General features: G+C 66.7%; 24 protein-coding genes. 7 read left to right on the top strand and 17 right to left on the bottom strand.

What is annotated here, in order from left to right:
* Positions 1-3 precede the first annotated feature (3 nt).
* The 4 genes from gspD to WKR98_RS07545 all read left to right on the top strand — a co-directional run bounded on the left by gspD (position 4) and on the right by WKR98_RS07545 (position 5709).
* Positions 4-2502 (top strand): type II secretion system secretin GspD, encoded by a 2499-nt coding sequence (gspD, locus tag WKR98_RS07560; RefSeq protein ID WP_341432538.1) that lies wholly within the window; start codon positions 4-6, stop codon positions 2500-2502.
* Positions 2499-3923 (top strand): type II secretion system ATPase GspE, encoded by a 1425-nt coding sequence (gene gspE / locus WKR98_RS07555; protein ID WP_124687552.1) that lies wholly within the window; start codon positions 2499-2501, stop codon positions 3921-3923. The genes gspD and gspE overlap by 4 nt, the downstream gene beginning before the upstream one ends.
* 14 nt (positions 3924-3937) lie before the next feature.
* Positions 3938-5152 carry a type II secretion system inner membrane protein GspF gene (gspF, locus tag WKR98_RS07550; RefSeq protein ID WP_124687551.1) on the top strand — a complete coding sequence of 405 codons (1215 nt, stop codon included), beginning with the start codon at positions 3938-3940 and terminating at the stop codon, positions 5150-5152.
* 62 nt (positions 5153-5214) lie between these two features.
* On the top strand, positions 5215-5709 hold the full coding sequence (locus tag WKR98_RS07545; RefSeq protein ID WP_341432537.1) for a glutathione peroxidase: 495 nt from the start codon (positions 5215-5217) through the stop codon (positions 5707-5709).
* On the opposite strand, the gene WKR98_RS07540 is transcribed toward WKR98_RS07545, so the two are convergent.
* The 7 genes from WKR98_RS07540 to WKR98_RS07510 form a co-directional block, all read right to left on the bottom strand.
* The gene (locus WKR98_RS07540) at positions 5695-6609 is read right to left on the bottom strand and encodes a LysR family transcriptional regulator (RefSeq protein WP_124687549.1); all 915 of its coding nucleotides are present in this window, start codon (positions 6607-6609) and stop codon (positions 5695-5697) included. The genes WKR98_RS07545 and WKR98_RS07540 overlap by 15 nt on opposite strands.
* A gap of 51 nt (positions 6610-6660) precedes the next feature.
* Entirely contained in the window at positions 6661-7563 is a 903-nt protein-coding gene (locus WKR98_RS07535; protein WP_341432536.1) for a polysaccharide deacetylase family protein, read from the bottom strand.
* Positions 7560-8267, bottom strand: coding sequence for an isochorismatase family protein (locus tag WKR98_RS07530; RefSeq protein WP_124687547.1), 708 nt, complete (start codon positions 8265-8267; stop codon positions 7560-7562). The genes WKR98_RS07535 and WKR98_RS07530 overlap by 4 nt, the downstream gene beginning before the upstream one ends.
* A gap of 13 nt (positions 8268-8280) precedes the next feature.
* Positions 8281-9903, bottom strand: coding sequence for an FAD-dependent monooxygenase (locus WKR98_RS07525; protein WP_341432535.1), 1623 nt, complete (start codon positions 9901-9903; stop codon positions 8281-8283).
* A 4-nt stretch (positions 9904-9907) separates the two neighbouring features.
* Positions 9908-10900, bottom strand: coding sequence for a Bug family tripartite tricarboxylate transporter substrate binding protein (locus tag WKR98_RS07520; RefSeq protein WP_124687545.1), 993 nt, complete (start codon positions 10898-10900; stop codon positions 9908-9910).
* 43 nt (positions 10901-10943) lie between these two features.
* Entirely contained in the window at positions 10944-11711 is a 768-nt protein-coding gene (locus tag WKR98_RS07515; protein WP_124687544.1) for a maleate cis-trans isomerase family protein, read from the bottom strand.
* 80 nt (positions 11712-11791) lie between these two features.
* Positions 11792-12745: a LysR family transcriptional regulator gene (locus WKR98_RS07510; RefSeq protein WP_341432534.1), complete on the bottom strand. Its 954-nt coding sequence runs from the start codon at positions 12743-12745 to the stop codon at positions 11792-11794.
* Between the two features lie 156 nt (positions 12746-12901).
* Here WKR98_RS07510 and WKR98_RS07505 point away from each other — a divergent pair, with 156 nt between their 5' ends.
* Entirely contained in the window at positions 12902-13357 is a 456-nt protein-coding gene (locus tag WKR98_RS07505; RefSeq protein ID WP_124687543.1) for a RidA family protein, read from the top strand.
* A 43-nt stretch (positions 13358-13400) separates the two neighbouring features.
* On the opposite strand, the gene WKR98_RS07500 is transcribed toward WKR98_RS07505, so the two are convergent.
* The 9 genes from WKR98_RS07500 to WKR98_RS07460 all read right to left on the bottom strand — a co-directional run bounded on the left by WKR98_RS07500 (position 13401) and on the right by WKR98_RS07460 (position 21870).
* A complete protein-coding gene (locus tag WKR98_RS07500; protein ID WP_341432532.1) occupies positions 13401-15704 on the bottom strand; it encodes a xanthine dehydrogenase family protein molybdopterin-binding subunit in 2304 nt (767 codons plus the stop codon).
* A 14-nt stretch (positions 15705-15718) separates the two neighbouring features.
* Positions 15719-16189 carry a (2Fe-2S)-binding protein gene (locus WKR98_RS07495; protein WP_341432530.1) on the bottom strand — a complete coding sequence of 157 codons (471 nt, stop codon included), beginning with the start codon at positions 16187-16189 and terminating at the stop codon, positions 15719-15721.
* A 28-nt stretch (positions 16190-16217) separates the two neighbouring features.
* Positions 16218-17087 (bottom strand): FAD binding domain-containing protein, encoded by an 870-nt coding sequence (locus tag WKR98_RS07490; protein ID WP_341432528.1) that lies wholly within the window; start codon positions 17085-17087, stop codon positions 16218-16220.
* Positions 17088-17091: 4 nt separating this feature from the next.
* Positions 17092-17550, bottom strand: coding sequence for a CoxG family protein (locus WKR98_RS07485; RefSeq protein WP_341432527.1), 459 nt, complete (start codon positions 17548-17550; stop codon positions 17092-17094).
* Positions 17551-17634: 84 nt separating this feature from the next.
* Positions 17635-18603, bottom strand: coding sequence for a Bug family tripartite tricarboxylate transporter substrate binding protein (locus WKR98_RS07480; protein ID WP_341432525.1), 969 nt, complete (start codon positions 18601-18603; stop codon positions 17635-17637).
* Positions 18604-18752: 149 nt separating this feature from the next.
* Entirely contained in the window at positions 18753-19061 is a 309-nt protein-coding gene (locus WKR98_RS07475) for a Rieske (2Fe-2S) protein (protein WP_341432524.1), read from the bottom strand.
* A 12-nt stretch (positions 19062-19073) separates the two neighbouring features.
* Positions 19074-19559 carry an aromatic-ring-hydroxylating dioxygenase subunit beta gene (locus tag WKR98_RS07470; RefSeq protein ID WP_124687537.1) on the bottom strand — a complete coding sequence of 162 codons (486 nt, stop codon included), beginning with the start codon at positions 19557-19559 and terminating at the stop codon, positions 19074-19076.
* 11 nt (positions 19560-19570) lie between these two features.
* Positions 19571-20821, bottom strand: coding sequence for an aromatic ring-hydroxylating oxygenase subunit alpha (locus WKR98_RS07465; RefSeq protein ID WP_124687536.1), 1251 nt, complete (start codon positions 20819-20821; stop codon positions 19571-19573).
* Positions 20822-20883: 62 nt separating this feature from the next.
* Positions 20884-21870 carry a 2Fe-2S iron-sulfur cluster-binding protein gene (locus tag WKR98_RS07460; RefSeq protein WP_124687535.1) on the bottom strand — a complete coding sequence of 329 codons (987 nt, stop codon included), beginning with the start codon at positions 21868-21870 and terminating at the stop codon, positions 20884-20886.
* A 182-nt stretch (positions 21871-22052) separates the two neighbouring features.
* Here WKR98_RS07460 and WKR98_RS07455 point away from each other — a divergent pair, with 182 nt between their 5' ends.
* The gene (locus tag WKR98_RS07455) at positions 22053-22430 is read left to right on the top strand and encodes a RidA family protein (protein WP_341432522.1); all 378 of its coding nucleotides are present in this window, start codon (positions 22053-22055) and stop codon (positions 22428-22430) included.
* Between the two features lie 6 nt (positions 22431-22436).
* On the opposite strand, the gene WKR98_RS07450 is transcribed toward WKR98_RS07455, so the two are convergent.
* A complete protein-coding gene (locus WKR98_RS07450) occupies positions 22437-22910 on the bottom strand; it encodes an Lrp/AsnC family transcriptional regulator (protein ID WP_087838498.1) in 474 nt (157 codons plus the stop codon).
* A 131-nt stretch (positions 22911-23041) separates the two neighbouring features.
* Here WKR98_RS07450 and kynB point away from each other — a divergent pair, with 131 nt between their 5' ends.
* On the top strand, positions 23042-23668 hold the full coding sequence (kynB, locus tag WKR98_RS07445) for an arylformamidase (RefSeq protein ID WP_341432521.1): 627 nt from the start codon (positions 23042-23044) through the stop codon (positions 23666-23668).
* Positions 23669-23695: the final 27 nt, after the last annotated feature.

Genomic DNA, 23695 nt, shown 5'->3' with positions numbered 1-23695 from the left:
CCCATGCTCAACCAAGCTCCTTTCCGCAACCGACCGGCCCCGGCGCCCTTCGCCCGGACGCTGGCCGTGGCGGTCTCCTCGGCCCTGCTGGCGCTGGCCGTACCGCCGGCCGCGGCAGCCGCCGCCGCTGGCGCCGCCAATCCTTCGGCGGCCGACGGCGTGGTGCTCAACTTCGTCAATACCGAACTCGAAGCGGTGGTGCGCGCGCTGGGGCAGTTCACCGGCAAGACCTTCCTGGTCGACCCCCGCGTGAAGGGCCAGTTGACGCTGGTTTCCGAGAACCCCGTCAACCGCGACACGGCCTATCGCATGCTGCTGGGCGCGCTGCGCATGCAGGGCTTCGCGGTGGTGGAAGTGGACGGCGTCAGCAAGGTGGTGCCCGAGGCCGACGCCAAGCTGCAAGGCAGCCCGGTCACCAGCGGCGCCGGCGCCAACAGCGGCCAGCTCGTCACCCAGGTGTTCAAGCTCAACTACGAAAGCGCGACCAACCTGGTGCCCGTGCTACGGCCCATGATCGCGCCGAACAACCCGATCAACGCCTACCCGGGCAACAACACGCTGGTCATCACCGACTACGCCGACAACCTCAAGCGCATCGCCAACGTCATCGCCAGCGTCGATACGCCCTCGGCCATCGCCACCGACCTGATCGAGATCAAGAACGGCATCGCCACCGACGTGGCCGCGCTGGTCACCAAGCTGCTCGACCCGGGGACCGGCGGCGATGCCACGCAGCGGATCACCGCGGTGGCCGATCCCCGCACCAACAGCGTCCTGTTGCGCGCCAGCAGCCCGGCGCGCAACAAGCTCGCCCGCGACCTGATCGCCAGGCTCGACAACCCCGCGGCCCGCGCCACCAACATGCACGTGGTCTACCTGCGCAACGCCGAGGCGGTCAAGCTGGCCGAGGTGCTGCGCGGCGTGCTGACCGGACAGTCGGGCACCGGCACGATGGGCGGCACCGGCAGCCTGGGCGGCGGGATGAGCGGCGGACTCGGCTCCAGCATGAGCGGCTCGACGGGCCTGTCGGGCAACAGCACCTCGTCGCTGAGCAACAACTCCAACACCTCCAGCACCTCCGGCGCCCTCGGCGGCGCGACGGGGCTGGGCGGTTCCGGCGGGCTGGGCACCGGCACCACGCAGGCCGGCTCGACCGTGTTCACCGGCGGCGGCGCGACGGTACAGGCCGACGCCACCACCAACACGCTGATCATCACCGCGCCCGAGCCGCTCTACCGCAGCCTGCGCGAGATCGTCGACCAGCTCGACGTGCGCCGCGCGCAGATCTTCGTCGAAAGCCTGATCGTCGAGGTCTCGGCCGAGACCGCCGCCGAGTTCGGCATCCAGTGGCTGACCGGGCTGGGCAACCTGAACGCGGGCAACGGCACCGCCGTCGTGGGCGGCACCAGCTTCGGCGGCACGGGCTCGAACATCATCGGCGCGGCGCAGAACATCGGCTCCATCGGCAAGGGCCTGAGCATCGGTATCGCCAAGGGCTCGGTCAACATCCCGGGCATCGGCCAGGTCACCAACCTGGGATTCCTGGCCCGCGCCCTGGAAACCCAGGCCGGCGGCAACATCCTGTCCACGCCAAACCTGCTGACCCTGGACAACGAACAGGCCAGCATCATCATCGGCCAGAACGTGCCCTTCATCACCGGCCAGTACGCGCAGACCGGCAGCACCTCCACCGTCAGTCCGTTCCAGACCATCGAGCGCAAGGACGTGGGCCTGACGCTCAAGGTCAAGCCCCAGGTATCCGAGGGCGGCACGGTCAAGATGACCATCTACCAGGAAGTCAGCAGCGTCGACGAAAGCAAGTCCAACAGCGCGGGCATCATCACCAACAAACGCGCCATCGAATCCAACGTGCTGGTGGACGACGGCCAGATCATCGTCATCGGCGGGCTGATCCAGGACCAGGTCACCGGCAGCGTGGAAAAAGTGCCGGGCCTGGGCGACATTCCCGTGCTGGGCAACCTCTTCCGCTACGACAACCGCAAGCGCACCAAGACCAATCTCATGGTGTTCCTGCGCCCCTACGTGGTGCGCGAGGGCGGCTCGCAAAGCAGCCTGATGATCGACCGCTACGAATACATGCGCGCCCAGCAGGCCCAGGCGCAGCCCGGCTCGCACTGGCTGCTGCCCGACATGCAGGCGCCGCAGCTGCCGCCGCGCGTGCCCGGCGTGGGCGACCCCGTGCAGAGCGGCCGCGCCGGCGCCGGCAACGTCCCTCCCACGACCATCCCGCGCGACGTCTCCGCGCTGCAATCGACCGACCCGATCATCGTGCTCCAGGTGTTCGGCGCGCCGTCCGAAAGCGAAGCCCAGCTTGCGGCACGCCGGATCGCCGACTCCGGCATGAGCGCCTACGTGGTCCACGACGATGCGCAGCGCTGGGACGTGCGCATGCGCGTGGCGCGCGACCGCGTCACGGTGGACACCACCCTGGCGGCCCTGCGTGACCTGGGCTACGCCGCCGAGATCGTGACGCGGCCATGAACCCGCTGCCTTATTCGTGGGCCCGCGCCCAGCGGGCGCTGCTCAGCATGCGGCCCGACGGCAACCTGCTGACCGTCAGCCCCCGCACGCCGGCCTGGGCCATCGCCGAGGTCCAGCGCCGCCACGGTGCGGTGCGCATCGCGCGGATCTCCGACGCCGAACTCGAGACCCGCCTGACCGCGGCCTACGCCGACACCGGCGATGCCGCCGCGGTGGTGGGCGCGGCCGAGAACGAGATCGACCTGGCACGCCTGATGCAGGACATTCCCGAAGTGGAAGACCTGCTCGAAACCCAGGACGACGCGCCCGTCATCCGGATGATCAACGCGCTGTTCACCCAGGCCGCGCGCGACGGGGCGAGCGACATCCACATCGAGCCCTTCGAGACCCACTCGGTGGTGCGTTACCGCGTGGACGGGACGCTGCGCGACGTGGTCAGCCCGCGCAAGGCGCTGCACGCGGCGCTGATCTCGCGCATCAAGATCATGGCCAACCTCGACATCTCGGAAAAACGCCTGCCGCAGGACGGCCGCATCGCGCTGCGCGTGGGCGGCCGCCCCATCGACGTGCGGGTGTCCACGCTGCCCACCGGCCATGGCGAACGGGCCGTGCTGCGCCTGCTGGACAAGGAGGCGGGCCGGCTCGAACTGTCCCGCCTGGGCATGGACGCCGGGCTGCTCAAGCAACTGGACCGGCTCATCCACCAGCCCCACGGCATCGTCCTGGTCACCGGCCCCACCGGCAGCGGCAAGACCACCACGCTGTACGCCGCGCTGGGCCGGCTCGATGCCACCACCACCAACATCCTCACGGTTGAAGACCCGATCGAATACGACCTGCCCGGCATCAGCCAGACCCAGGTCAACGCCAAGATCAGCATGAGTTTCGCGCTGGCGCTGCGCGCCATCCTGCGCCAGGATCCGGACGTGATCATGATCGGCGAGATCCGCGACCTGGAAACCGCGCAGATCGCGGTGCAGGCCTCGCTGACCGGCCACCTGGTGCTGGCCACGCTGCACACCAACGACTCCGTGTCCGCGGTGACCCGCCTGACCGACATGGGCGTGGAACCCTTCCTGCTGTCGTCCTCGCTGCTGGGGGTGCTGGCGCAGCGTCTCGTCCGGCGCCTGTGCCCCGACTGCAAGGAAGCGCACACCGAGCCGGACGGCCGCACCGTGTACCGGCCGGTGGGCTGCGCCACGTGCAGCCACACCGGCTATCTCGGCCGCACCGGCATCCACGAGTTGTACACCGTGGACGACGCGCAGCGGCAGCTGATCCATGAAGGCGCGGGCGAGCAGGAATTGCGCAACGCCGCGCAGGCGGCGGGCATGCGCACCATGCGGCAGGACGGCGACCGCTGGATCGATTCGGGCACGACCTCGCCAGAAGAAGTGGTGCGGGTAACACGGGATGTGTAGGAGGAAAGGCTGACATGCCTTCGTATCGCTTCGAAGCCGCCGACGCACTGGGCAAGCTCGATCGCGGACTGATCGACGCGGACAGCCCGCGCGCGGCGCGCGCCCAGCTTAGGGCGCGGGGGCTGACGCCGCTCGCGGTCGAGGAAGCCGGCACCCAGCGCAGCGGCGGTGGATCGCGCGCCTGGTTCGGCGCGCGCATGTCCGACTCGGAACTGGCCTGGGCCACGCGCCAGCTGGCCAGCCTGCTGCAGGCCCGCCTGCCGCTGGACGCGGCGCTGACGGCAACGGCCGAGCAGTCCGAGAAGAAGCACGTCGCCGAGGTCCTGTCCGCCGTGCGCGCCGACGTACGGGCCGGCCACCGGCTGGCCGACGCGCTGGCGACGCGGCCGCGCGACTTTCCCGAGATCTATCGCGCGCTGGTGGCCGCGGGCGAGGAATCCGGCGACCTGGCGCACGTCATGGAAAAGCTGGCCGACTACATCGAGGAACGCAACGCCCTGCGGATCAAGGTCCTGACGGCCTTCATCTATCCCGCGGTGGTCGCCCTGGTATCGATCGGCATCGTCATCTTCCTGCTGGGCTACGTCGTGCCGCAGGTGGTCAGCGCCTTCTCGCAGGCCCGCCAGGAACTGCCCATGCTGACCCGCGTCATGCTGAGCCTGAGCGACTTCGTCCGCAGCTGGGGATGGCTGGCCGCCCTGGCCTTCGCCGCCGCGATCACCGGCTGGCGCATGATGCTGCGCACGCCGGCAACGCGACTGGCCTGGCATGCCCGATTGCTGAAAATGCCGCTGGCCGGCCGCTTCATCCTGGGCCTGGACGCCGCCCGCTTCGCCTCTACGCTGGCCATCCTGACCGGCAGCGGCGTGCCGCTGCTGCGGGCGCTGGACGCCTCGCGCCAGACCCTGGGCAACGACCGCCTGCGGGTCAGCGTGGACGACGCCACCTCGCGCGTCCGCGAAGGCGTCTCGCTGGCCTCGGCCTTGCAGGTACAAAAGACCTTTCCACCCCTGCTTGTGCACCTGACCGCCAGCGGCGAGAAGACCGGTACCCTGCCCGAACTGCTCGAACGCGCGGCCCAGACGCTGTCGCGCGAGGTCGAACGGCGCGCCATGGCGTTGACGGCACTGCTTGAACCGCTGATGATCCTGCTGATGGGCGGCTTCGTGCTGCTGATCGTGCTGGCGGTGCTGATGCCCATCATCGAAATCAACCAGCTCGTGCGCTAGGGCACGGAAACGGCGCGCCGCCCCGCCCGGGCGCGCGCCCGCCACTCAGCCAGGGACACGCCATGACGACCATCCACGATTTTTCCGCCACGGACATCGAAGGCCGCGACGTACCGCTCGACCGCTTCCGTGGCAAGGTGCTGCTGGTGGTGAACGTGGCCTCCCAATGCGGGTTCACGCCCCAGTACGCGGGCCTGGAAGCCCTGTATCGCGCCTACCGCGAGCGCGGCCTGGAAATCCTGGGCTTCCCCTGCGACCAGTTCGGCCACCAGGAGCCCGGCAGCAACGAAAGCATCCGGGACTTCTGCAAGCTCAACTACGACGTGACCTTCCCGATGTTCGCCAAGATCGACGTCAACGGCGACGGGGCCCATCCGCTGTACCGCTGGCTGAAAAGCGCCAAGCCCGGCCTGCTGGGCACCGGCGCCATCAAGTGGAACTTCACCAAATTCCTGATCGACCGCGCAGGCGCGCCCATCGCCCGCTACGCGCCTACGGACAAGCCTGAATCGATCGGGCCGGATATCGAGGCCGCGTTGGGCTCAGGACCTGCCTGAAATCTCCACCCCGGGAATCCCGGCCAGGATGTCCGACAGGATGTCGAGGAACCCGTGCACCGGCGCCGACAGCGCCTTGTGGCGCGGCCAGGCCACGACCACCTTGCGCCGGATGGCCGGCTCGACCAGGGCCACGCTGCGCAGGGCGCCGCCGAACAACTCCGACGACAAGGCCATGGGGGGAATGATGGACAGCCACCCCGGCCTGAGCGTGACGTGCAGCAGGCTCTGCAAGGAGTCGATTTCCAGTTGCGGCCGCAAGACCAGCCCTTGCAGTCCGAACTGGGCATCGATCAGGTTGCGCATGGATTTGTAGCGCGACGGCAGCACGAGCTGGAACCCGGCCAGTTCATTCCCACGCATCAGGTCCCGGTCCGCCAGGGTATCCCGGTGGCCGACCACCACCAGGGCTTCGGTGGAGAGGTCCCGGGTCTGCATGTTGAGCAGGTCCTGCGTCGTGCTCAGCAGCGCGCACTCCAGGTCGCCCGAGATCAGCCAACTGACCAGGTCGCTGCGGTATCCGTCCCGGGACAGGAACTCCACCTCGGGATGGCGCTCGCGGAACGCCTCCAGCGCCCGCGCCATCACGAACTGGTGGAACGACGCCTGCGCACCGATCCGTATCTTGCCGCTGAACCGGTCCGCGCCGCTCGCCAGTACCGCCCCGGCGCGTTCGAGCTCGGTCAGCACGCGGATGCAATGCCGGTAGAACTCGTGTGCCAGGGGGGTGGGCGTCACGCCATGCGGATCGCGGCTGAACAGCTGCACGTCGTGATGTGCTTCCAGCCGCTTGATCTGCTGGCTGATCGCGGGCTGGACGACATGCAGCCGGCGGGCCGCGCGCGTGATGCTGCCTTCTTCATAAAGCGCGACGAAGCAGCGTATCTGGCGTATGTCCATGCTGGGCCCCGGAACAGGGAGTGATGCGCGCCTGGCGCCGGGGCATCGCGTTCAGCGGCTGGGAACGACGCCCGGCGGCAGGCCCGCGACGTGCTCGGCGATCGCTCCAGGTGTCGTCAGCCAGACCCGGTGGCGCTGCGAGGCGATATGGGACAGGATCCGTCGCAACTGCCTGATGCGATGGGGCTGTCCGGTCAGGAACGTATGCAGCGACAGGCAATATACCATCGGGTATTGCGACGATTCCTCGAGCTGTTCGTCGAACGCATCGATGGCCATGCGCGTGAATTCCTCGTCGCTGGCGCCACGGTTCACATAGGCGGGCAGATCGTTGAGTTCCATCGACGGATAGGGCACGGCAAGGATAGGTCCATGCTTGGTGCGGAACCACATCGGCTGGTCGTCGAACCACCAGTCCAGCATGTATTTCCACCCCAGTTCCTTGAGCAGTTCCGGCGTGTTCGGGCTCTGCGAGATGAACGGTCCCAGCCACCCGGCCGGCGCCTTGCCCTCATGCCGCTCGAACAGCGACTTGACCTCGCCCAGCATGGTCCGCTCGGCGTCCGGCGGCATGTCGGCCTGGCGCTCGGAGTTCGTGCGTCCGTGCCCGACCATCTCGTCGCCGCGCTGGCGGCACGCCTCCAGGACTTCCGGGCAGACGTCGTAGACCGAGCCATTGGCCAGCACGGCCAACGGAAATCCGAACGACTCGAATTCCCGCAGGATGCGCCACACGCCCACGCGATTGCCGTAGTCGCGATAGGCATAGCCCCGATGGTAGGGGGCCGAAGGCATGGAGGTGAAATCGTTGCCGGGGTTGCGCCCGAACTCGAAACCCTCGATGTTGAGGGCGAAATAGACCGCCAGCCGCCGCCCTTCGGGCCAGTCGTAGACAGGCCGGTTGACGATGGCGCTGTAGTCGTAGCGATCATTGCCGTGCTCGAACGTCTTCACTTCGCTTCCTCCTGTGCTGCCGCCGGCGACAAGGCCTCGAGCGCCGCCAGCAATGTCCTGGTATCCATCACGTCCGCGTACTTCTCCGCCATGTCGTACAGATTGACGGCATGCGAAGCCTGGTTCCGGTCATAGACCGCGTCCGAAGGCACGGCCACCCGGTAGTTGTACGAAAACGCGTCCACCACGCTGCTGCGCACGCAGCCCGACGTCGCGCATCCCGTCACCACCAGCGTATCGGCGCCGGTATTGACCAGATAGCTGGCCAGCGGGGTGCCGAAGAATGCGCTGGGATGCTTCTTGGGCAACAGCACGTCGCCCGGACGCGGCGCGATGGACTCCACGAATTCGTAGCCCTTGGCCGGCACCTGCATCATGGTCGGCACCTTCTCCGTCAACCGCCCCTGGTCGAAGGCGAACTTGGGCGCGACGTGGGGATACAGCACCGGCCAGTTCTTCGCGCGGAACAGCGCCAGCAGGCCGGCGATGTGCTCGATGGCCCGCCAGGCGGTATCGCCGCAGGACGTGGCGAACTCCTGCACGGCCTGCTCGAACGGCATGGGCCTCGTCCCGGCCGTGCGGTATTGCACGTCGATGATCAACAGCGCCGGGCGGCGGCCCAGCCCCGACGGCCGGCCAAAGCCGGCCAGGCGGGAAGCGGCCCGGTCTCGCTCGGGAATGAACGGATCCCATATTTCCGACATGTCGTCTTCCTCTTCAATGCGCGCCGCGCGCGATATCGACGATCCGGGCCGCGTCGCGGGCCTCGGCACCCCGCCACGCCACGTGGCCATCGGGACGCACCAGCACCAGCGGCGCGCCATACGCCTCGGCCGCCTGCCCGGAATCGATCCGGTGCACCGCCAGCGGCATCCCTCTGCGATCCGCCTCGCGCACGAACCTTGCCGCCTCGGCCATGGCCTCGGCGCCGAATGCCAGCAGCGCGAATCCCTTGCCGAACAGATCGAGCGTCGACCGTCCCGGCTCGAGCCAGACGTGCGGCGCGCGCGCCCCCGGTCGCGCGGTCTGCACATAGCGCGAATATTCGTCGGGAACCGGCGGCGTGCCGTCCGCCACGCACAGCGGCGATTCGTCGTAGCCGTATCCCATCTGCAACCCCCACGACTGCCATTCGTACTGCGTGGCGCGCTTCATCTGCGCGCCGATCTCGCGGCGCGCCGCTTCCGCCCGCGCCGTGTCCTCCAGCAGGTACTCGCAGCGCGGCGGCGACACCCAGGTCTTGTAGTTGTGGGTCGAATAGGCGGCATTCCTTACCGCCACCGGCTTGCGCTCCCGCGTGTAGGCCGGCAGCAGGGCCGGTCCGCCCCATCCCTCGATCATCGCCTGCAGCTTCCACCCCAGGTCGACCACGTCGCCCAGGCCGGTGTTCATGCCCATGCCTCCCGTGGGCGACATCGTGTGCACGGCATCGCCGGCCAGCAATACCCGCCCGCGCCCGTAGCTCTCGGCCACCAGTTCCGCCCGCTTCCACGGCAGGATGGACACCACCTCGAACGCGATCCGGTCCGTGCCCAGCGCGCGCAGCACCCAGGCCCTGGCGTCGAAGGCATCCATGTCGAACTTCGACGCCGTGCCATACACGGTCAGCCGCCACACGTCGCGCCCGTCTATCACCGTGACGTTGCCCCACGTTCCCTCCGGCCCGATCAGCAGGAACCGCTCGGCGGCCTGCTTGCCGCACTGCTCCAGCAGCCCAGGGCAGGAGAACAGCACGCTCATCGAATAGTTCAGATGGCCCCTGCCCTCCATGTCGATGCCCAGACCGGTCCGGACCGTGCTGCCCCCGCCATCGCATCCGACCAGGTAGTCGGCCCGGATCGTCAGCGGCGCATCCCGGCGCAGGTCCGTGGCGCGGACCAGGACGCCTTCCTCGTCCTGTTCGAAGCCATCGACCCGCGTCTCGACCCGGATCGTGCCGCGGCCGCTGTCCCGCAGCGCCGTCTTCAGGACCGGATCGAGCCAGTGCTGCGGGCAGCGCTGCTTCTTCTCCGGCGACCACTCGGGCAGCGGCATGGCCGCCAGCGCGGGATACTCGTCCCTGGCCAGCGTATGGCCGGCCAGGCTGGTGCAGAACTCGATGGAAAGCGCGAAATCGTCGGGAAACCCGCTTTGCCGGACCGCTTGCGCGATCCCCCAGCGCCGGAAGAACTCCATGGTCCGCACGGAAACGAACCCGGCCCGCGGATGGGTCACATGCCCGTCTTCCTTTTCCAGCACCACCGCGTCGATACCCCGCCACGCGAGATCCAGCGCCAGGGACAAGCCCACCGGACCGGCGCCCACGATCGCGACCGGGGTGGACAACACTTCTTCAGTCATACCTTCACTCCACCAAAACCTTGGCATCCGTCACTACCTGCTTCCACTTCCTGCCTTCGGCCACCACCGCCGCCGAAAACTGCTCCGGCGTCTCGTCCACGGGCATGTAGCCGAGCTTGGCGATTTCCGCCCGCACCGACGGATGCTGGCTGGCGTGGCGGAATGCGCTGTTCAGCCTGGCCAGCACGTCGGCGGGAATGCCCTTGGGAGCCACCAGCCCGAACCATTCGAGCGACTCGAACCCGGCATAGCCGCTTTCGGCCAGGGTCGGCAGATCGGGGACCAGCGGATTGCGCTCCAGGCTGGAAATGGCGATCGGGCGCAAGCCGCCGTCGTGCATGTGAGGCAGCATGTGGCCCAGGGCGATGAACGCCATGTCCAGGTGATCGCCGGTCAGATCCGTCAGCACCTGCGCGTTGCCCTTGTAGGGGACATGGATCAGGTCGATGCCGGCACGCGCCTTGAACAGCTCGCCGGTCAGGTGGATGATCGATCCCACGCCCGCGGAGCCGAAGCTCAGCCTGCCGGGCCTGGCCTTGGCCAAGGCCACGAGGTCCGCGACCGTGCGCACGGGCAGCTTGCTGTTGACCGCCAGCACCAGCGGTCCGCGCACGGCCCGGCTGACCGGCTGGAACGACGCCAGCGGGTCGTAGGGCAGCGAGGCATACAGCGCTGGCGCGACCGCCAGCGTGCTGGTGCCGCCCCACAGCAGCGTGTAGCCGTCGGCCGCCGCACGCGCCGCCTGCCCGCCCCCCAGGGTGCCGCCGGCGCCGGGCCGGTTGTCCACCACGACGGTCTGGCCCAGCTCCGGGGCGATGGCCCGCGCGAAGATGCGGGCGGTGACATCGGTGGGCCCCCCCGCCGCGAACGGCACGATCAGCGTGACCGGACGGCTGGGATAGTCCGCCGCCCAGGCCGCGGACAACGCGGCCACGGACAGGGTCCAGGCCAGCAGGATTCGGGCGTGACGATGCCACGCTTGTCTGGAAGCGTTCATGCGATTCTCCTGAAGTTGCGCGGTCGCCGCCGCGCCGGGAAAACTAGACGGGAATGCGGGCGGCCCACCCGCCGTAGAGCGGCTCGCCCACGCGCTCGGGGGGCAGGTAGGCCGCGCCGCCGGCCTCCCTTACCATGGCCCAGGCCAGGCACAGATTGGAAGACAGGACAGGCTTGCCGGTCATGGACGAGACTTCGACCAGGGCCCTGAGCGTGGGCATGCCGGTTCCGGTGAACATGATGGCGTCGGCGTCCTGCCAGCGCAGCCGGCTGAACGAAGACATCACCAGGGGAGTCGTGATGCCGTAGATGTCGCGCGTGTCGCTGGTATCCAGCGACACCGAGGCGCAGTCGGCGATGTCGAGGCCCACGGCTTCCCAATAGCGCTTGCTGGCCTCGACCAGGAACGGCGGATAAGGCGCGAAAAGAGCGACCCGCCTCGCGCCCAGGTGGTCCAGGGCCCGGCGCAGCGCCTGCGCCGAGGAAATGATGGGGTAGCCGAAGCGCGCCGACGCGGCGTCCAGCGCGCGCCGCTCTTCATCCGCGCCCACCAGGTACGAGCTGCCGGTGCAGGCATAGCCCAGCACGTCCAGTTTGGCGCTGTCGTAGGTATCGAGGCTGGCCGGCAGATTGGCCAGGTAATCGATCAGCCGCTGGCGCGAATCCGTGCGGCTGCCCTGCAGGCGGGTGACGAGCATCGAGAATCCGGCAGGCAGCAACGCCGCCAGCTCGGGCTCGACCACGGGGTTCGCCTGCGGAACCGCCACGCCCATCACTGCACCGTTGCCATACTCGCGTACCACGTCGCTCATGACCTTCCTTCGTTCCAGAGTCGAAGAAATTATCTGCAGGCGGCGCCACCGCGACAATTAACTTTGGTTGATGGGGGGTATCACGCGGCGGGTTTGTCGGAAAAGGTCTCGAAAATGACCGTCCGCAACCACTTGTTGGCCGAATCGCGATGAAGTTTCGCGTGCCAGAACACGTTGATATCGATTTCCGGCAGATCCAGGGGATGGTCCACGTAGGCCATGCCGAACGGTTCGACGCACTGGCGGGCATAGCTCTCGGGCACCGTTGCGATCAGGTCGTGTCCCTGCGAAAGAATATGCCCCACCGGCACGTAGTGCGGCACAACCAGCCGTACGGTGCGCCGATAGCCTCGCCGCTCGATCGACTCGTTGACCTGCGCATGTCCGGATGAAGGCGGCATGATGAGCAAGTGTTCGGCCGCGCAGAACTCATCCAGCGAGATCGCTCCCTTGTCCAGGACATGCCCGCGGCGGAACATGCAGACGTAGCGTTGCTTGAACAGGCGGCGCTGAAAATACCCGGCCTTCAATTGCGGCAGCAGCCCCATCGCCACGTCGACCTCGCCGCTCTCCATGGCCTCCTGCAGACTTCCGACGGGACTGCGCAGCGTGCTGATCGAGACGCCCGGGGCCAGCCGCCGGAAAACATGCATCAGTTGGGGCAGAAAATTGATCTCGCCGATGTCGTTGAGCCAGATCGTGAACCGGCGGCTGCTGCGCGCGGGGTCGAACTTTTCCTGCTCGCTCAACGTCTGCTGGATGGTGCTGAGCGAATAGGCGATGGGCTCCGCGATATGCAATGCGAAGGCGGTCGGCTCCATCCCTTTCGCGGTACGCACGAACAACTCGTCGTTCAGCAGCTTGCGCAACCGGTTCAGGGAACCACTGACCGTGGGTTGCGTGAGCCCCAGCTTCCTGGCCACCGCGGACACCCGCTTCTCGACCAACAGGTGATTGAACACCACCAGCAGATTGAGATCGATTTCCTCGAGATTCATAGAAGCAATATAGGTTTCGTCGATATCGGGAATCAACGGGATGCTATATCCAGTCCACATCCCCCATTTCTATACTTTGCCCGCAGCATCGCAGTCGGGCAAGCTTTTCAGGAGCGGCACGGCCATCCTGCCGGCCCGGCTTTCCATGAAGGCCATACCGCTTTGGCCGCACCGCCTCCAAGGAGCTTCTCCGTGTCCATAGAAACCCGCCTGCAAGAACTTGGCCTCACGCTGCCGCCCATCGGCAAGACCATCGGCACCTTCGTCCACGCCAAGCGACACGGCAACCTGATGTTCATGTCCGGCAAGGGCCCGCTCTACGACGGCGTACGGCCCCGAGGCAAGCTGGGCGCCGACATGACCCAGGAAGAAGGCTACCAGCACGCCCGCCACGTCGGCCTGCTGCTGATCGCCGCCATGAAAGATACGCTGGGCGACCTAGACCGCGTCGACGACATCATCAAAGTCTTCGGCTTGGTCAATGCGACGGCGGACTATGTCGATCACTTCAAGGTCGTCGACGGCTGCTCCGACCTGTTCATCGAAGTGTTCGGCGAACGCGGCACCCACGCGCGCACGGCCGCGGGCGCCAACTCGCTGCCCAACGGCATCCCCTGCGAGATCGAGGCGGTGGTTGCCGTCCGCTAGCCCCCCAGCGGCCCCGCAAAGCGGGGGCCGCTGGGGCCGGCCCTCAACCAGGCCCCTGGCGGCTTTCCTGGATCATCCTCCAGATCCGTACGGGCGTCAGCGGCAGTGAATCAGGCCGCACACCGAGTCCTCGCAACGCACTGGCCACCGCGTTGGCCACCACGGCGCCCACCGGAACGATGCCCCCTTCGCCGCAGCCCTTGGCACCCAGCGGATTGTGCGGCGTCGGTGAGTTCTCCAGTTCGATGGCGCGGATCACCGGAAAATCGGTGGCTGTCGGCGTCATGTAGTCAGCGAACGTTCCAGCCTGGAACTGGCAGGTCTCGTCATAGGCCAGATGTTCCAGGAACACGCCTCCCAGCCCCTGGGCGATACCGCCTATCGCCTGCCCCTTGGCGGTCAGCGGATTGATGATGCGGCCGATGTCCTCGACACCGAAGTAATCCAGCAGCGTCACCTTGCCCGTGTCCGGATCGACGGTCACGTAGGCCCCTGCCGCGCCGTACGCATAGGTGTGATCATGGCTGGCGAACTCGGAGTCCACCTTGATCTCCATCTTTCCGAGTTCCTCGGGGCCAATCTTGGCACCGGCCGCGACCACCTCGAGCCCGGGGCCGATCCGGATCTGGTCGGATGGACATCCGAACCGGTCCGCACACCGGTCGATGATCGCCTGGCGCAGCTTGCGTGCACCCAGCAGCACCGCCGAGCCACCCAGTGCCGTCGACCGGGAGTGGAACGACCCGAAGCCCTGGGGCAGGTAGATCGTCGATCCATGCAGGACGCGAATGCGATGCATGGGCATCTCGAGTTCGTCGGCCGCGATCTGTGTCAGGATCGTCAGGAGGCCTTGCCCCAGGTTGGTCGAACCGACGTAGATCGTCACCGACGCGTCGGCCTCGAGTTCGAGCCTGGCGCATTCGCGTATGCCGCCTCCGCCTCCTTCGATGAAGCACGTCACGGCGGCGCCGTGGTACACGCCGTCGATCAGGCACCCCTGTTTGCTCCGCTTTTCCTCCCAGCCGAAGTCCTTGAGGCAACGTTCCAGCGCGATGGCATAGTCGCCGCTGTCCAGGTTCTCCGGCTTGCACGGTTTGTCCAGCGTCGCCAGGGGATAGGGCATCTGGTTGGATCGCACCAGGTTCATACGGCGGAACTCGACCTGGTCGATCCCCATCTCCTCGGCGGCGATGTCCATGAGCCGCTCTCGAAAGTAGTCCGCCTCGAACCGGCCCGGCCCCCGGTAGGTGCCAACCGGCCCCTTGTTGGTCAGGCAGGCCGAGGACTCTATATGGACATGCGGAATGTCATAGGGGCCCGACAGGAACTGCGCGACGTTGCGCGGCGGCACCGCGCCGCTCGAACGCATATAGGCGCCGGAGTCGGTCAGGATCGTGCCCCGCAGTGCCAGGATCCGCCCATCGCGCTCGCAGACGATCTCGAGCTCGCATTCCATCTGCCGCGAATGGTTGGAACCGAGGAGGTTTTCCAGGCGGTCCTCTATCCATTTGACCGGCCTGCCCAGCCGCATGGAGGCGAACGGAACCAGGAAATCCTCGGGATAAAACTCCCCGCGCACGCCGAATCCCCCGCCGACATCGACCTCTATCATGTCCACCGACTCGGCCGGCAGCCCCAGCGTCGAGGCCAGCGTGCGCCGCGTCGCGAACGGCACCTTGGCCGCGCCGTAGACGGTCATGTGGCGCCGCTCGCCATCCCAGGAGGCGACCAGCCCGCGCGCCTCCATGGTCACGGCGCTGTGGCGCTGAGTGGAGAACCGCGCACGCCGCACATAGGCGCCCGTCGCCGATCGGGCATCGCCTTTCTGCGCGGTGTAGGTCACCGGCACGTTCGATCCCTCGGACTCGAACAGCAAGACATCCCCGCGTATCGATGCCGCGCAGTCGGGCACCACGGGTAGTTCTTCTATGTCGGCCACGATCCGTTCCGCGGCATCCTCGGCCAGCGCGGCGCTGTCGGCCACGACGATGGCCAGGGGCTCGCCCACGTAGCGAATCTTGTCCCAGGCAACCACCCTCTGTTCGAACGGTTCGTGCTCGGGTATCGGCGACAGCCGCAGCGGCATCTTCGGTACGCCCCCGCCTTCCAGCGCCGCCTGGACGTCCACATGCGTATAGACCGCGTGCACCCCCGGCATGGCCGACGCCTCGGCGGTATCGACGGATTTCAGCCGGCCATGCGCAACGGGGCTTCGCAGGATCGCGGCATGGAGCATGCCCGGCAGATGCACGTCGTCGACGAAACAGCCGGTCCCCGACAACAGCCTGTAGTCCTCGACGCGGGGAATGTAGGACCCCACCAGCTTTCCCGATTCCATGCTCGTCATGTCCCAGTCCTCCCTCATCGGTTTTCCTGATACGCGCGGCGCGCGTCGTAGACCGCCTCGACGATGCTCACGTAGCCCGTGCAGCGGCAAAGGTTGCCCGACAGCACTTCGCGGATCCGGTCGCGGCTGGCCTCGGGCTCCGCGCTCAGCAGCGCATGGGCCGTCGTCAGGAACCCCGGCGTACAGAACCCGCACTGCAGGGCATGGTGGCGGTGAAACGACTCCTGCAAGGCGGACAGGCCGGTTACCGGCGTCATGCCCTCGACCGTGGTGACCTGGCAGCCGTCCGCCTGGACGGCCAGCATCAGGCACGACCGCACGGCGTCGCCGTCGACGATCACGGTGCAGGCACCGCAGACGCCGTGCTCGCACGCGACGTGCGTGCCGGTCTTGCGCAGATCGTGGCGCAGGCAGTCCGACAACGAAGTCCGTGCCGGCACCTCGACCGCCGTGAGCTGGCCATTCAGCGTGAATTCGATGTTCATGTGGTGATGCTCCTCGTTCAGACGACGGTCACGCGGGCACAGCACGCCGTGCCGCGTCGTGCAGTGCCCGTAACGTCAGCGTGCCCAGCAGCGCCCGCCGGTAGCCGGCATCGGCGTGCAGGTCATCCGGAGGCTCTACTTCCAACGCCGCCAGGCGCGCCGCCTCCTGGAAGACTCGGGCACCCGGCTCTCGCCCATCCAGACAGGCTTCCACGCCTGGCAATCGCATGGGCTGCGCGCAGGCCCCGATGACTCCGATCCTGGGTGCATGCATCACCCCCTCTTCCATCCGGTAGCACAGCATCACGCCGGCAGGCGCGAAATCCCCGTCGCGCAGGGAGAACTCCCTGAAGGCCCATCGTGCGTCCGGCTGCCACGGCGGAAAGCGGATGGCAAGTATCAGTTCGTCATCGGCCAGCACCGTGCTGAGCGGCCCGACATGGAACGCCCCGGCAGGAATCTCCCTGCTGCCGGCCTCGCCCCTCACCTCGATCGTCGCCCCGCAGCAAACCGCCACGCCGGGAAACTCAGACGCCGGATCGCCATGCGCAAGGCTGCCGCCCACCGTGCCCCGGTTGCGGATCTGGTAATGGGCCACATGGCGAACGGCCTCCTGCAGCAGCGGATGCGCCGCCGCCAGGCGACCATCGGCCTCGATGTCGCGCCACCGCGTCAACGCGCCCAGGCGCACGCCCTCGGGGCCGACCGTTATCCCGCGCAACGAGTCCAGATGCCGGAGATCCACCAGCATCGAGGGACGGGCCAATCGATAGGCCATGGTAGGCAGCAGGCTCTGGCCGCCGGCGATGAGCTTGGCCTCGCCCGGATTCGCGGCCAGCAAGCCGATGGCCTCTTCCACGCTGCCAGGCGACACGTATTCGAAATCGCAGAATTTCATGAGATCAGGCCCCCCTATCGTTTGAGGTCAGCTGTTGCTCGAAGCGCGCAAAGAACTCGGCCGCCATCTTTGCCGCGACCCCCTCCACCAACCTCGCGCCCACCTGCGCGATACGGCCTCCGACCTGGGCATGGGCGCGATATCCCAGCACCGTGCAATCGGCCGCGGGTTCTTCCAGCCTGACGTCGACGCTCCCCTTGCCGAACCCCATCACGCCGCCCGACCCCTCGAACAACAAGGTATAGGACTCCGGCGCCTGGACGTTCAGCAGCGACAACGTTCCCGAGAAACGGGCCTTGACCGGCCCGACCGCCACCTTCATCGCCAGGCGGTAGGCGCCGTCTTCGCCCAGTTCGATCTGTTCGCACCCCGGGATCGAGGCTCTCAGCACGCCCGGATCGTTCAGCGCCCCCCAGACCTCGTCACGCGAGCGGGCAAGGGTATGTCGTTCTTCCAGTTTCATGTTCATCCATGGAAAAAATTCCCCCGGCCCGCGCGTCCTTTGCCAGGACGACGCAGGCCGCGGGGAAGGTTGGCTACCGGGAAATCAATCCATGCTCACGTTGGCCGCCTTGACGGCCTGTGCCCATCGCTTGATCTCGGAATCGACGTAGCGGCGCAGCTCGTCCGGCGTGCTGCCGACCGGCGTCGCGTCGAGCGAGGCGAAGCGGGTCTGCACGTCCTTGGCATGCACGGCCTTGGCCAGCGCCTGGCTGAGTTTGTCGACGATGGGACGCGGCGTTCCCTTGGGCGCGAAGATCGCGTACCAGGCCGTCACCTCGAATCCGGGCAGGCCGACTTCCGCGAAGGTCGGAACATCGATCGTGGGCAGGCGCTTGGCGGCGGCAACGGCGATGGGTCGCATCTTGCCGGCCTTGATGTACTGCGACGCGGCGGTGACCTCGACCGACATGAAGGCCGTTTCTCCCGACATCACCGCCGTCATGGCGGGAGCCGATCCCTTGTAGGGAATATGCTGGAGATTGAGATGCAATTGGGATTTCAGCATCTCGCCGGCGAGATGATGGGGAGAACCGATACCCGCGGAACCGAAGGGTAGCGTTTTCTCCTTGGCCAGCTTGACGAAATCGCCGAACGTATGCACGGGCAGGCCGGGATTGACCACGAGCAGGTGCGGAATGGTCGCGACCAGCGAAACCGGTTCGAAATCGGCCACCGCGTCATATTGCAACGACTTGTAGAGACTGGGGTTGATGCCGTGCGTCGTCGTCGCGCCAAGCAGGATGGTGTAGCCGTCCGGCGCCGATCGGGCCACCTGGGTCGTGCCGATGATCCCGGCAGCCCCCGAGCGGTTGTCGACCACCACGGTCTGGCCCCATTGCTCCTGCAGCTTCTGGGCCAATGCCCGCGCAATCAGGTCGAGCGCGCCGCCGGGCGGGAACGGCGCGACCAAGGTGATGGGCCGGCTGGGATAGTCGTCGGCACAGGCCGCTCCACCGGCTGCGAACAGAGCAAAAAAGGCTGCTGCGAACTTCAGAATGAAACGTCGAATCATCTTCGTACTCCCTGAGAAAGAGGAACGGCAGCGGTGCGACGGCAACCACGGCCGGACGAAATGGGCGAACCGACGCATCGGCGATGCGCTGCGGCTGCCGGAACTGCTTTCTGGGTGTCTCACTCCTGCTGGGGGATGACGGCTGTCGCCTATCCCGTCTTGACGTAAACCGTCCCTGCGTCCACCTTGGTTTCGTAGACGCTCAGGCCGGCGCACTCCGGGCCTGAGACCCGTGCACCGGTGTCGATCCGAAAGCGGGCCTGGTGCAGCGGGCACTCGATGCATCCGTCCTCGACCAGTCCGTCGGAAAGCATGGCGAACTCATGGGTACAGACGTCGTCGACGGCGCATATCCGGCCGTCGATGGTGATCAGCGCGATCGCCCGGCCGCCGGCCTCGACCGGCAAGGCCTCGTCGGGACCGATGTCGGCCGCCCTGGCAACGGGATGCCATGTCATGGCTAGCCCCTTTCAGAAGGGAATGACGATCAGCGCGTCGATCCGGCCGGAGTCGGTGACCACCCGTTTCTCCCGAAACCGCAACGTTCCTTCGTCTTCCACGATCCAATCCTCGTAAGCGCCCGTACTGAACAGATCCATCCCGCCGTCATGCATGACTCGCGCCAGCATGTAGCTGGTGCGGGCTCGCCAGCCGCCCGCCTCCGCCGGCCTTACCGAGGTCCGTCCGAGCACGTGGCGATACGTGTGCGGTTCATAGATGTTCGCGTTCTTCATGGAGGCGATTCGGTCGCGCAGCATGCGCCGGTTCTCGCACCAGAGAAAACCGAAGGGCAGCCCGCGCCGCGCGTTGTCGCGCGAGATGATGGTGTACAGGCACTCTTCCAGGAAGAAGCCCGGCCAGTCGGCATAGCGCTCGTCGTCGATACAGTCCACATAGTCGGCCTGCAGCCGCTCCACGCGGTTCACCAGTTCCGGATTGACCAATGCTTGGTTCATCGCCTCGTTCCTCAAATATCCATGCGGGCCCGATAGGCCTGCCAGAATCCGCGAACCCCCGCCTCGCTCACACGCGACTGCTGGTCCTCGACCTCCTTGCCTCCCATCTCCAATATCGCGCTCCGGCCCTGTTCGCGATGCACGCTGCGCTGGATGAAGTTGCCGATGATCCCGTCCTCCATGGACACCAGCCCCGCCGGCCCGATCAGGTTGCTTTGCCGCAAACGCATGTCGTACTGCTCCGGCGTATCGTCCGCATAGCCGAAGACGATCCAGAACAACTCCGACTCGTCGACCGAACGCGGCACCAGCAGCCGGACCGCCAACGAGTTCTGTATCTGTTGCAGCACGAAGCAGGGGAAGATGGACTGGATCGAATGTGTGATTCCGTCGTCGTACTCCAGCCACGACTTGATCAGGGTCGGATCGGCAAGCGTGAAATCATCGAGCTGGGCGCGCAGCTCGCCCGCCTTTTCGTACTCGGTCCCCGCCGCCGTATCGGTTCCCCGGCGCGACCAGCTCAGGTGATGCGCGCCGCCGCCGTCGACCAGGACACCACCCTGCATCGACAACCGGTTCAGCTTGAACGTCGAGAAAAAAGTGTGCAGCAGGCTGGCATGGTAGGAATCCTTCACGTTCTCCATGTACAGCTTCCAGTTGCTGTGCAAGGTTTGCGAATAGGTTCCCAGAATGCGGATCGGCCGGTTCAGGACACGCGCGATATGCGAGGCCATGCGCTCGCCCAGGTACTCGCGCAGCGGGGGGGTCTCGTCCGAGAAGGTCGCGAAGACGAGACCATGGAAGACCTCGACCCGGGCCCGTCTCAGGTTGTGGCGGGCCAGGTCGAAATCGGGCGGCATGCCGCCCACCTGGCGCACGCCATGCTGGAACGCGACGCTCTGGAGATTGCCGGCAAGATCGTAGCGCCAGTTGTGATAGACACAGGTCAGGTCCTGGGTATTGCCGCTACCGTCGAACTTGAGTGCCGAGCCGCGATGCGCACAGCGGTTGACCATGCAATGGACCGTGCCATCCTGGTCGCGGGTCACGAGTACCGGCGTATCGCCGACGAACGAGGTCTTGTAGTCGCCCGGATCCGGGATTTCGATATCAAGGGCGACAAAATTCCAGGTCGGCCCGCGAAACAGCACCTGCTGCTCGCGTGCGTAGAGCTCGGGGTCGGTAAAGACCTCGAACGGAACGCGGGTCGCGTCGGCGGTGGGCCACTCGATGGCGGCCGGGATGAGGGAATGGTCCTGCATGGCTGCTTTTCCTTATTGAAGACTCAACAAAGACCCGGGTCGGCGCGTGAGCGCCTGCCGCCTCAGGTGCCGGCGGTATAGAAAGCGTCCGCGTGTATGTGTTCGGGGTCGGCCCCCAGCCGGCGGGCCAGGAAGGTCCCCGCTTCCACCATGGGCGGCGCCCCGCACAGATAGACGCGCCAACCGCCGAGCCCGCTCCAGTCGGCAGCCACGGCATGGGTCACCAGCCCGCTGCGATGTCCGGCGTCCGCCGATCCCGCGGCCACGACCAGGTGGACGCGCAACCCGTCGTGGCGGTCCGCCAGTTCGTCCAGCCAGGCAAGTCCATAGGCATCGGCACGCGTGCGCACGCCGAAATACAGGTGGATGGGATTGCGCATGCCGGCCTGCAAGGCGCCACGGACGACAGACAGGACAGGCGCCAGTCCGGTCCCTCCCGCCACGCACAACATGGGTCCTTCGTGGCGGGTGCGCAGGTACGCGGTGCCCATGGGTCCCGAGACGCGGACTTCGTCGCCGGCCTTCAGGCTGCCGCCGACGTGTTCGCTGGCCCGGCCTCCCGGAACGAGGCGAATATGGAACTCGATCAACTCGTCGCCACACAGCCCGGCCATCGAGTAGGGCCGGATGAGGTCAGGCGCGAATTGCAGCATGGCGTACTGGCCGGGGCTATGGCTCCAGGCCCTGTTGGCCTTGAGCCTCAGCCGCACGACATCCTGGGTGAGACGTTCGACGTTCGCGACCCTGGCCTTGAACACCCGTGCCGGATGCACCACGACCTCGTCCGGCTCGGGAATCTCGATGGTGCAATCGCCGATCATCGTGCTGCGGCACGCCAGCACGTAGGCGCTTTCCAGCGGATTGGTCAGCTTGATCTCTCGGCCCGCTTCGTGGACCTCGCCGTCGAGGACACGGCATCGGCAGGTTCCGCAGCGTCCCGCCATGCAGCTGTACGATACGGGCACCTCATGCTCGCGCAGCACATTCAGAAGATTGGCTCCGGCGGACACCTGCAGCATTCGGCCGTGTGGCTGGACAAGCAATTCCATCGCTGGGCCCTGAAGTCATTGGACTGAGCGCAGTATAGGAATGCGGTTCGGCACTGAATATAGAAACTGGTCAATTACCGATATCGTCCAGAACTATATTGCGAGACCAAGGCCGGACTCGATTGTGCCGCGGCGATCTTCATGGGAGCATCTGCGCTTTCCGTCAGACAGCGAGCAACAGCATGAAAGAAGTCATCGACGTCGGCCTGCCCGATGTGGGCCAGCCTTTTTCCTGGGCGGTGCGCAGCGGCGGGATCCTGTTCACCTCGCAAGGACCGGTGCGCAAGGACGGCAGCATCGACACCGGTCCGATCGAGGAGCAGGCCCGCCTGACCTTCCGCAACCTGCAATCGGCGGTGGAAGCCGCCGGCGGCACGCTGGACGACGTTACGCAGGTGCTGATCTACATGACAGACGTCAACGACATGAAGGCCATCGACGCCGTCTACCGCGAGTTCTTCACCGCGCCCTACCCCAGCCGCTCCAGCGCGGCCGTCGCCGCCCTGGTCGTGCCGGGCATGAAGGTGGAGATCGTGGCGTTCGGAGTGGTCAACAAGTAGCGGGACTCATTCCCGGTCCAGCACCTCGAAGGGCGAGGCCGAGCGCTTGATGTAGCCCAGCACGATGTTGGATTCGATGTCGCGCACGCCGGGCGCGCGATACAGGCGATTGACGATGAAGTCGGAGTAGTGGCTGACGTCCCGCGCCCGCACCACCAGCATGTAGTTGGCCCCGCCCGTGACGATGCGGGCGGACAGCACCTCCGGCCAGTCCTTGATGGCGGCCACGAAGGCCTCGTGCCATCCCTCCACCTCGTGGCGCATGGACACGTGCACCACGGCCTCGACCTCCAGGCCCAGCTTGGCGTAGTCCAGCACGCAGCTGTAGCCCTGGATGATGCCGGCCTCTTCCAGCAGTTTGACCCGCCGCAGGCAGGCCGACGGCGACAGCGAGACCTGGGCCGCCAGATCCTGGTTGCTGATGCGGCCGTCGCGCTGCAGGCACTCGACGATGCGCATGTCGAGGCGGTCGAGCTTTATTCGCATGGAATTTCGCCAAATTCTTTGATTTTCGAATTTTATTCGAATTCAACCACCACGAACCATCGAAAATGCCAGCACATTCGATGGCCGCTTCGATAAGATTTCACCTGATCCTATCCCGCCACGCCATGTCCCCGATCGACATCAGCCCCCCGCTTTCCCCCGCCACTCCGGTCTGGCCGGGCGACACACCCTTCCAGCAGGCCGAGGTCTGGCGCATGGAAGGCGCCTGTCCGGTCAACGTGGGCCGCGTCACGCTGTCGCCGCACACCGGCGCCCATGCCGATGCGCCGCTGCACTACGCGCGCGATGGCATGCCCATCGGCGCCGTCCCGCTCGACATCTATCTCGGCCCGGCCCGCGTCATCCACTGCCTGGATGCCGGTCCGCTGGTGGAACCGCGCCATATCGAACACGCCCTGGCGGACGTGCCGCCGCGTGTCCTGCTGCGCACCTACGCGCGCAATCCGGTCGAGCGCTGGGACAGCGCCTTCTGCGCGATCGCGCCCGCCGCCATCGCGCTGCTGGCGCGGCACGGCGTGCGGCTGGTGGGCATCGACACGCCTTCCATCGATCCCCAGGAATCCAAGACCATGGACGCGCACCGCGCGGTGCACGCCGCGGGCATGGCCATTCTCGAAGGCCTGGTGCTGGACCAGGCCCCCGAAGGCGACTACGAACTGATTGCCCTGCCGCTGCGCTTCGCGACGCTGGACGCGAGTCCCGTGCGCGCGGTGCTGCGGCCGCTGCGCTGACCACTCCCTCCGTTTCAACGACCCATC

The organism is Pigmentiphaga sp. YJ18 (genome assembly GCF_038066655.1).
Taxonomy (GTDB): domain Bacteria; phylum Pseudomonadota; class Gammaproteobacteria; order Burkholderiales; family Burkholderiaceae_B; genus Pigmentiphaga.
This window is presented reverse-complemented; position numbering and strand designations above follow the sequence as displayed.

What these genes read in the sequence shown, in the direction of transcription:
- WKR98_RS07465 (WP_124687536.1), bottom strand. Translation starts at nt 20,821, where the DNA reads ATGCAGGACCATTCCCTCATCCCGGCCGCCATCGAGTGGCCCACCGCC.
- WKR98_RS07545 (WP_341432537.1), top strand. Translation starts at nt 5,215, where the DNA reads ATGACGACCATCCACGATTTTTCCGCCACGGACATCGAAGGCCGCGAC.
- gspD (WP_341432538.1), top strand. Translation starts at nt 4, where the DNA reads ATGCTCAACCAAGCTCCTTTCCGCAACCGACCGGCCCCGGCGCCCTTC.
- kynB (WP_341432521.1), top strand. Translation starts at nt 23,042, where the DNA reads ATGTCCCCGATCGACATCAGCCCCCCGCTTTCCCCCGCCACTCCGGTC.
- WKR98_RS07475 (WP_341432524.1), bottom strand. Translation starts at nt 19,061, where the DNA reads ATGACATGGCATCCCGTTGCCAGGGCGGCCGACATCGGTCCCGACGAG.
- WKR98_RS07485 (WP_341432527.1), bottom strand. Translation starts at nt 17,550, where the DNA reads ATGAAACTGGAAGAACGACATACCCTTGCCCGCTCGCGTGACGAGGTC.
- WKR98_RS07455 (WP_341432522.1), top strand. Translation starts at nt 22,053, where the DNA reads ATGAAAGAAGTCATCGACGTCGGCCTGCCCGATGTGGGCCAGCCTTTT.
- WKR98_RS07500 (WP_341432532.1), bottom strand. Translation starts at nt 15,704, where the DNA reads ATGACGAGCATGGAATCGGGAAAGCTGGTGGGGTCCTACATTCCCCGC.
- WKR98_RS07495 (WP_341432530.1), bottom strand. Translation starts at nt 16,189, where the DNA reads ATGAACATCGAATTCACGCTGAATGGCCAGCTCACGGCGGTCGAGGTG.
- WKR98_RS07480 (WP_341432525.1), bottom strand. Translation starts at nt 18,603, where the DNA reads ATGATTCGACGTTTCATTCTGAAGTTCGCAGCAGCCTTTTTTGCTCTG.
- WKR98_RS07460 (WP_124687535.1), bottom strand. Translation starts at nt 21,870, where the DNA reads ATGGAATTGCTTGTCCAGCCACACGGCCGAATGCTGCAGGTGTCCGCC.
- WKR98_RS07525 (WP_341432535.1), bottom strand. Translation starts at nt 9,903, where the DNA reads ATGACTGAAGAAGTGTTGTCCACCCCGGTCGCGATCGTGGGCGCCGGT.
- gspF (WP_124687551.1), top strand. Translation starts at nt 3,938, where the DNA reads ATGCCTTCGTATCGCTTCGAAGCCGCCGACGCACTGGGCAAGCTCGAT.
- WKR98_RS07515 (WP_124687544.1), bottom strand. Translation starts at nt 11,711, where the DNA reads ATGAGCGACGTGGTACGCGAGTATGGCAACGGTGCAGTGATGGGCGTG.
- gspE (WP_124687552.1), top strand. Translation starts at nt 2,499, where the DNA reads ATGAACCCGCTGCCTTATTCGTGGGCCCGCGCCCAGCGGGCGCTGCTC.
- WKR98_RS07470 (WP_124687537.1), bottom strand. Translation starts at nt 19,559, where the DNA reads ATGAACCAAGCATTGGTCAATCCGGAACTGGTGAACCGCGTGGAGCGG.
- WKR98_RS07530 (WP_124687547.1), bottom strand. Translation starts at nt 8,267, where the DNA reads ATGTCGGAAATATGGGATCCGTTCATTCCCGAGCGAGACCGGGCCGCT.
- WKR98_RS07490 (WP_341432528.1), bottom strand. Translation starts at nt 17,087, where the DNA reads ATGAAATTCTGCGATTTCGAATACGTGTCGCCTGGCAGCGTGGAAGAG.
- WKR98_RS07540 (WP_124687549.1), bottom strand. Translation starts at nt 6,609, where the DNA reads ATGGACATACGCCAGATACGCTGCTTCGTCGCGCTTTATGAAGAAGGC.
- WKR98_RS07520 (WP_124687545.1), bottom strand. Translation starts at nt 10,900, where the DNA reads ATGAACGCTTCCAGACAAGCGTGGCATCGTCACGCCCGAATCCTGCTG.